Raw genomic sequence first — 7,337 nt, 5'->3', positions numbered from 1 at the left:
CCGCAACTGCGTTGTGAGCATTGAAGGGACCGCATACCCAAGTGCAGACAAATCATTGACCAGAACCACCTGCTTACAGCCGAACCGTTGGAGCAATTCAGTCCTTAGAATTGTCCACTTCCGGTTTGTCAGCACCGCTTGATCGCCGTGAACAGGCCCCGCAACGGCAATTACCATGTCATCCAGCGGCACGGGCGCGTGTTCTTTGAGGTAGGCCGTTACGATATCGTAGAGGTGCGGCCAGTCATCATTGCTGAAATTGCGAACGGTTCGCGGGACGACTGCACCGTCTTTGCACAAAGCCAATCGTGCATTCGTCCCGCCAATGTCTGCCACCAAACGCATGCGGTTAATTCAGGCGCAAACCGGTCTCGGGTTCAAAATAGGAGACCTTTCCAAGATCAAACGCCAGACGTTGTGCAGTGCCTGCGGCAGCTGTTGTTTCAGCATGCAAGCGCGCAGTCACGTGTTTACCGCCAAGCTGCATCACAGCAAACGTATCGGCGCCTGCGGGCTCAACAATATCGATCAGACAATCCGCTTGTTGCGTGTCGTCCGTGCGGGCAAGGGCGGCGTCTACGATATCTTCAGGACGCACTCCAATAATGACATTCTCGGGCAAGTCGGTATTGCGCTTGTCTGTCAAAACAATCGGATCGGCGTCCTTGCGTGCGATTTCTATCTGCATGCCTTTACCGTTCACTTTTGTCTTGGCTGGGATCAGGTTCATCGCAGGACTGCCCATGAAGTCGGCCACAAACAGGTTGGCAGGGCGATTGTAAATCTCGGCTGGCGTGCCTATTTGCTGAATGATGCCGCCTTTCATGACGACGATCTTGGTCGCCAGTGTCATAGCTTCGATCTGATCGTGTGTGACGTAAACCATAGACGCGCCAAGCCGTTGGTGCAGGGCTTTGATCTCAGTCCGCATCTCGACGCGCAGTTTGGCATCCAGGTTGGACAGTGGTTCGTCAAACAGGAACAACTTAGGATCCCGCACCAGGGCACGGCCCATCGCGACACGTTGGCGCTGACCGCCAGATAACTGGCCCGGCTTGCGGTGCAACAGCGGTTCGATTTGCAACTGCGTGGACACATATTTTAGCTTGGCGTCCTGTGTTGCCTGATCGATGCCGCGCACTTTCATCCCGAAGGTGATGTTCTTGGCGACGGTCATGGTCGGATACAAAGCGTAGGATTGAAACACCATCGCGATGTCGCGGTCCTTGGGGCTGACGTTGGTCATGTTTTGCCCGTCAATGAACATGTCCCCCCCTGTGATCGGCTCAAGCCCCGCGATACAATTCAACAGCGTTGACTTACCACAACCGGAGGGCCCGACGAGGACCAGAAAGTCCCCTTTTTCGATCGACACATTGATGTCCTTCAGGACTTCGGTGGACCCGTAGTTCTTGTAGAGGTTCTTAACTTCGAGAATAGGTGACATCTGTTTTATCCCTTTACAGAACCAGCGGTCAGACCGCGGATGAAATATTTGCCAGCAACGACATAGACAAGCAGCGTCGGCAGGGCAGCGATGATCGCTGCGGCCATATCGACATTGTATTCTTTGACGCCAGTGGTCGAGTTTACGATGTTGTTAAGAGCAACCGTCACAGGCTGGGTGCCAGCTTGGCTAAAGCTCACTCCGAACAGGAAGTCGTTCCAGATCTGGGTGAACTGCCAGATTACGGACACAACGATGATCGGCAGGCTCAGCGGCAGAAAGATCGACCAGAAGATACGAAAGAACCCTGCACCATCGACTTTCGCCGCCTTTGTCAGCTCGGAAGGGATGCTCACATAGTAGTTGCGGAAAAACAGCGTGGTAAAACCGAGGCCATAGATCACGTGGACGAAAATCAAACCCGGTATGGTGCCAGAGATTCCCAACTTGCCCAACACGATCGCCATTGGCAGCAGCACGACCTGAAACGGGATGAAGCAACCAAACAACAACAATGCAAAAAAGATATTCGCGCCTTTGAACTTCCATTGCGCCACAACGTAGCCATTCAACGCGCCTATGATTGTAGAGATAAGAACCGCAGGAATGGCGATCAGAAGTGAATTCAGGAAATATGGGCGCATGCCTTCACATTGAATACCCGTACAGGCGCCAGACCAAGCAGTGCGCCAAGCATCAAAAGTGACTTCACGTGGAAGCGATACCAGATCGCCCGTGCGGATTTCATCCAACGACTTCAGCGACGTCGTAATCATCACAAACAGCGGCATAAGATAAAACAGCGCAAAGACGCCAAGCAGGATGTAGAGGATAAAGCGCAGAACCAGTTTGGTCGTCGGGCTTTGGGTGCGGGTTGGGGCGTATGACATATCAGTCATCTTTGGTCCTCAATTCTGAATAGAGGTAAGGGACAACAATCGTGAACACGACAAGCATCATAACCATGGCCGAACTTGCCGCCTGCCCGATATCACCACGCGAAAACGCCATGGCATACATGTAAGTGGCCGGAAGATCGGTCGCGTAACCCGGGCCACCGCCAGTAAGCGCAATGACGAGGTCAAAGGCTTTGATCGCGAGGTGGGCCAGTACGATGAACGCGCTGAGGAAAATCGGGGCCATCGACGGAATAATGATCGCAGAATAAACGCGCCAAGTGGGGATGCCGTCGACCTGCGCGGCCTTGATGATTTCTTCATCCACAGAACGAAGCCCGGCAAGGAACAGCGCCATAACGAAGCCGGAACTTTGCCAGACCGCGGCAAGCACAACGGTGTAGATCGCCATGTCAGGATCAACCAGCCAGTTGAATTCAAAATTGGCGAACCCCCAGCCTTTGACGGTGGCTTCGATGCCAAGTTCAGGGTTCAGTATCCATTTCCATGCGGTGCCTGTGACGATCATCGACAGGGCCATGGGATAAAGATAAATCGTGCGGATCGCGCCTTCGGTGCGGATTTTCTGGTCCAGCAAGATCGCCAGAAGCAGACCCAGCACCATGGCGATCACGATAAATAGCGTGCCAAAGATGGCGAGATTCACCATCGCGGTCTCAAACCGTGGCGAGTCGGCGAGGCGCTCATATTGAATGAAGCTATCAAACTCGTAGCGCGGCATTAGACGTGAGCGTGTCAACGACACCCAAGCTGTCCATGCGATAAAACCGTACACAAACACCATGACGGCGATGAATGACGGTGCCAAAACGATTTTTGGCATGTTGTCTTGCAACCAGCGTGTCATGTGATGTCCCCCTTTTGATTGGTGGTCCTACCCCCTTGGGGATAGGATCGGTTTCTAAACGCCTAAGCGGTTAGCGGGAGTTCGCAACAGCGTTTGCCAACATCTGAACCGCTTCTTCAGAAGACATGTCTGAGTTGAAGTGCGCTGTTACAACGTCTGTGATCGCGCCGGACTGGGCACCAAACAGTGCCATGCCGTGTGCGTAAGATGGCATCAATGTGCCGCCATCGTTTGTGGACGCCATGTCAGCAGCAGAAATCTGCGCGCACTCATCAAAGCCGGACAGATCAACGTCTGTGCGCGCTGGGATGGAACCTTTGTTCATGTTGAACACTTCTTGGAAGTTTGGCCCCATGATGAGTTCAGCCAGAAGTTCCTGACCAGCGGCTTTGCCGTCGCCTTCAACAGAGAACATTGCAAAGCTGTCCACGTTGTAGAGGTAGCCGTCACCCGGTGTGGAGGCGCATGTGAAATCAACGCCCGGCACTTTACCAGCGGCGAGGAATTCACCCTTTGCCCAGTCACCCATGATCTGGAAAGCGGCTTCGCCGTTCATGACCATTGCTGTGGCGAGGTTCCAGTCACGACCAGAGAAGTTTGGATCAACATAGCCACGCATGGTGCGCATCTGATCAAACGCTGCAATCATCGTGTCGGATGTCAGCGCCTCTGGGTCGAGGTCTACGAGGGCTGCCTGATAGAACTCAGCGCCGCCGAGACCCAGAACAACAGTTTCGAACACAGTCGCGTCCTGCCAAGCCTGACCACCGTGGGCCAGTGGAATGATGCCAGCGGCTTGCAGTGTTTCGGCTGCAGCGTTGAACTCGTCCCAAGTTGTTGGCATCTCGATGCCGTTAGCGGCCAAGATTTCTGTGTTGGCCCAGATCCAGTCAACACGGTGTACGTTTACCGGCGCCGCACACCAAGTGCCTTCGCACTGCATGTGTGCTGCGATGGAGGCTGGAAGCAGGTTTGCCCAGTCGTTGGCTTCTGCAACGCTGGAAATGTCAGCCAGAACGCCTTCGGCATACCATTCCTGAATGGCTGGGCCTTTGATCTGTGCCGCTGTCGGCGCGTTTCCGGACAGAACACGTGCACGCAGGGCTGTACCAGCCGCGTCACCGCCGCCACCAGCGACTGGCATGTCTGTCCATGTGCCGCCGTTTGCAGCGAACTCTTCTTGCAGAACTGCGACCGATTTCGCTTCGCCACCGGATGTCCAGTAGTGTAAAACTTCTGCTTCAGCGTGGCCGTCAGCAGATACCGCGCCAGCGGCACAAACAGCGATCGCGGATGCGGTGCTCAATACGTAAGATTTCATTTTCGATTTCCTCCCAGAAAAGACCGCTCTTCGCGGCTCGAATGCCGGTAACTGACGGCAACAACTGTATCTATGCAATTGCAACATGACGGGTATTCGTGGAGCGGATGCAGAAATTGGCGCGCCTTGTTACACGCTGTTACGTTGCTCTCGATTTTGTTGCATTCTGTTACATAACAAGTTGGCGCACCCTTGTCCGATAAGAAACTTCATCGTGCGTGGGAGAAACTGAACCATGGCGATTCCACGTATCCTTGTCGTCGATGATGACCCTGACATGCGGCAGATGATGACGCAGTTTCTGCGACAGAACGGGTCGATCGCCCTACCGGCTGCCAATGAGACCGAGGTCCGCAACCACATCGATGGGGGCCGCGTTGATCTGGTCTTACTTGACGTAATGTTGGGCGACGAGAATGGACTGGAAATTTGTAAGCGGCTGCGGCGTGAACAGGACGTGCCGATTATTATGGTGTCTGCTTTGTCTGCCGATCACCAGCGTATGGAAGGGTATGCGGTTGGCGCTGACGATTATATCGCCAAACCGTTTAACCCTAATTTGTTGCTGGCGCGGGTCAAAGCAGTGCTGTCGCGCGCGCGTCGGTCGGCGTCCTTGGTGCACCGTCGCAACACCAAAACATTTCAGTTCCATGGATGGACGTATGACGCCAAAACAGGCGACGTTCTATCGCCTGTAAAAGTGCAAGTCGCCCTATCGCACCGCGAAACCGCATTGTTGCAAGTGTTGCTCGCCAACCCGCACATCCCCCTCACACGTGAGGAAATTGCGACCAACCTAGATGCCACTGGCGAAGGCCAGTCTCCCAATGAGGCGACAGGTCGCGCGATTGATGTTTTGGTAGGTCGCTTGCGTAACAAGATCGAAGCGAACCCGAAGGAGCCCCAAATTCTGAAAACGGAACGCGGGGTCGGTTATGTATTCGCCGTAGATGTCGCGGTATCAGACACGTGAAAAACCCTCTAAACAGCCTGCGCATGATAGGATCCATACTGGTTCTTGCGGCGCTTATTATGGGCGGTGGCACGGTTTGGATGTGGACAAAATCCACGTCCGATTGGCGCGCACATGGCACCGGAGCCTACGATGCTGGCGTGACTTTGTATTACGCAATGCAAAACGGCACCGCCCCCCCAGCAGGCATAGAGTTCGTACGCCTACCCGCCGACGACCAGATACATGCAACAAGCGGATCATTCCGCCAAATTGCGGGTGCTTCGCCTGCCTCGCGGATCACGATTGTCCCAATCTTGCCCGATGTTGCCAATCAGATCACTGGGGCCTCTGTCACAATGGCTATCCTTTCACCTGATCTGACCTACGGTCTTGCAGATCTACCGCGCCGCGACGGGCAAACGGCGGCAGAAACCATGGGGGCGATCACCCGAAAATTGGCCACGTTATGTAACGATCCGTTTGTCGTGGCCCGCATGGGAGATGCCGACTGGGTTGAAGTAGAAGGCGACGCGGTTTGGGGGTGCGCCGCTGCCCCCCCTGATCGCCGCATACTCGCAGCGCTTTTGGCGGTGGTCGCCACCGGCATTCTCATGACCGTCGCGTTGAATTTGCCCGTGTCATTCTTGTCCTTTGCGGGACAGCTGAGAAACCGCCGACGCGTCGGCGGCCCCACTCGCTATGACCCAACTGGCCCACAAGAACTGCAAGAAATCATAACAGCAGTTAACAGCTATCTGGAAATCGAACGCGAGCAATTGGCTGGCCGTGCCGCCGTCCTCTCAGGTGTGAGCCACGATCTTGGCACACCCGCCACACGGCTCCGCCTGCGCGCCGCGTTGATCCAAGACGCCGACTTACGCCGCAAATTTGAAACCGACATCGACAGCATGACAGGCATCATCGAAAGCGTGCTGACCTATACCCATGTAGAAATGGGTGCCGAAGAACCGCGTAACCTGTCGTTGACGTCGCTGTTGGACGCGATCGTCGCCAACTACCAAGACGTGGACCGCCCAGTGACATTGCGCAAAGCCAAAGACGTCATCGTTCAAGGTGGGAAATCTATCTTCATGTCGCGGCAAGGCTACGGTGTGGTGTCCAATGATCGTGACACAGTCGTTTATGGGCGTCCCGTATCGCTTGAACGGGCCATCACTAATTTGATTGAGAACGCGCTTAAATACGGTCGCCGCGCTACGGTATCCCTAGAAGCAAACGCGCAGTCCGCAACCATCATCATCGAAGATGAAGGCTCTGAAAGTTCTGCCGCTGAGATAGAAGAGCTTTTGGCACCGTTTCAACGTGGTGAGAACACCAAGACGATAGATGGCCACGGACTTGGACTTACTATTGTGGCGACAATCGCTAAATTGCATGGCGGCAGACTGACATTCGAAGATTCCGCAACGGGTGTAACGGCGCGGTTAGTTATTCAGCGATCTTGAGACATAGAACGAAAAATAGACAGCCACGACGTTTAGATATGCAATACTTCAATTGGCCAGAAGCGCGTTTTTTGTTGCCGACTGCCGACTGCCGCCGGAATGGTCGGAGTTTAGCGTTAGGTTGCTACAGCTCTCAAAAGGGTGGTTTACTTGGATAGTAGATCCATCGAGCCATGCGATTGCAGCGCAACCCTACAATGTCCGCTTTGGCGAAGTAGCAGCTGGACTCGATTTTCATTATCAATGGCCACTGAGGGCCGTGTTATCAGGGCTGTATTTTTCTGTTTCCCGAAAGCAGACATTCGCGGCATCGCAGAAAGTAGGTAGTGTGGGCTCCTAGCATGCGTAATTGGGCTGCCCTCTGTTCTGAGGTCGAGCTCCCGA

7 protein-coding genes are annotated in these 7,337 nt (G+C 54.4%); 2 read left to right on the top strand and 5 right to left on the bottom strand.

Annotation, left to right across the window (positions count from 1 at the left end):
- From QZ197_RS13520 to QZ197_RS13500, 5 genes are all read right to left on the bottom strand, one after another.
- The coding region (locus QZ197_RS13520) for a glucokinase (RefSeq protein WP_296432624.1) at nucleotides 1–345 on the bottom strand (345 nt) is incomplete at its 3' end.
- Between the two features lie 4 nt (nucleotides 346–349).
- Nucleotides 350–1,447 carry a sn-glycerol-3-phosphate ABC transporter ATP-binding protein UgpC gene (ugpC, locus tag QZ197_RS13515; protein WP_296432621.1) on the bottom strand — a complete coding sequence of 366 codons (1,098 nt, stop codon included), beginning with the start codon at nucleotides 1,445–1,447 and terminating at the stop codon, nucleotides 350–352.
- A gap of 5 nt (nucleotides 1,448–1,452) precedes the next feature.
- Nucleotides 1,453–2,346 (bottom strand): carbohydrate ABC transporter permease, encoded by an 894-nt coding sequence (locus tag QZ197_RS13510; protein ID WP_296432619.1) that lies wholly within the window; start codon nucleotides 2,344–2,346, stop codon nucleotides 1,453–1,455.
- Nucleotides 2,339–3,211: a sugar ABC transporter permease gene (locus QZ197_RS13505; protein ID WP_296432617.1), complete on the bottom strand. Its 873-nt coding sequence runs from the start codon at nucleotides 3,209–3,211 to the stop codon at nucleotides 2,339–2,341. The genes QZ197_RS13510 and QZ197_RS13505 overlap by 8 nt, the downstream gene beginning before the upstream one ends.
- Nucleotides 3,212–3,281: 70 nt before the next feature.
- On the bottom strand, nucleotides 3,282–4,532 hold the full coding sequence (locus QZ197_RS13500) for an ABC transporter substrate-binding protein (RefSeq protein WP_296432615.1): 1,251 nt from the start codon (nucleotides 4,530–4,532) through the stop codon (nucleotides 3,282–3,284).
- A gap of 235 nt (nucleotides 4,533–4,767) precedes the next feature.
- Between QZ197_RS13500 and QZ197_RS13495 the strand changes: the two genes are divergently transcribed.
- Together QZ197_RS13495 and QZ197_RS13490 are read left to right on the top strand one after the other, a co-directional pair.
- A complete protein-coding gene (locus QZ197_RS13495) occupies nucleotides 4,768–5,505 on the top strand; it encodes a response regulator transcription factor (protein ID WP_296432612.1) in 738 nt (245 codons plus the stop codon).
- A gap of 23 nt (nucleotides 5,506–5,528) precedes the next feature.
- On the top strand, nucleotides 5,529–6,953 hold the full coding sequence (locus QZ197_RS13490) for a HAMP domain-containing sensor histidine kinase (RefSeq protein WP_296432610.1): 1,425 nt from the start codon (nucleotides 5,529–5,531) through the stop codon (nucleotides 6,951–6,953).
- Nucleotides 6,954–7,337: the final 384 nt, after the last annotated feature.

It is taken from the genome of Yoonia sp. (assembly GCF_017854415.1).
Classification (GTDB): Bacteria; Pseudomonadota; Alphaproteobacteria; order Rhodobacterales; family Rhodobacteraceae; genus Yoonia.
This window is presented reverse-complemented; position numbering and strand designations above follow the sequence as displayed.

Coding starts and splice junctions, on each gene's coding strand:
- QZ197_RS13495 (WP_296432612.1), top strand. CDS start 4,768: ATGGCGATTCCACGTATCCTTGTCGTCGATGATGACCCTGACATGCGG.
- QZ197_RS13490 (WP_296432610.1), top strand. CDS start 5,529: ATGATAGGATCCATACTGGTTCTTGCGGCGCTTATTATGGGCGGTGGC.
- QZ197_RS13510 (WP_296432619.1), bottom strand. CDS start 2,346: ATGACTGATATGTCATACGCCCCAACCCGCACCCAAAGCCCGACGACC.
- ugpC (WP_296432621.1), bottom strand. CDS start 1,447: ATGTCACCTATTCTCGAAGTTAAGAACCTCTACAAGAACTACGGGTCC.
- QZ197_RS13500 (WP_296432615.1), bottom strand. CDS start 4,532: ATGAAATCTTACGTATTGAGCACCGCATCCGCGATCGCTGTTTGTGCC.
- QZ197_RS13505 (WP_296432617.1), bottom strand. CDS start 3,211: ATGACACGCTGGTTGCAAGACAACATGCCAAAAATCGTTTTGGCACCG.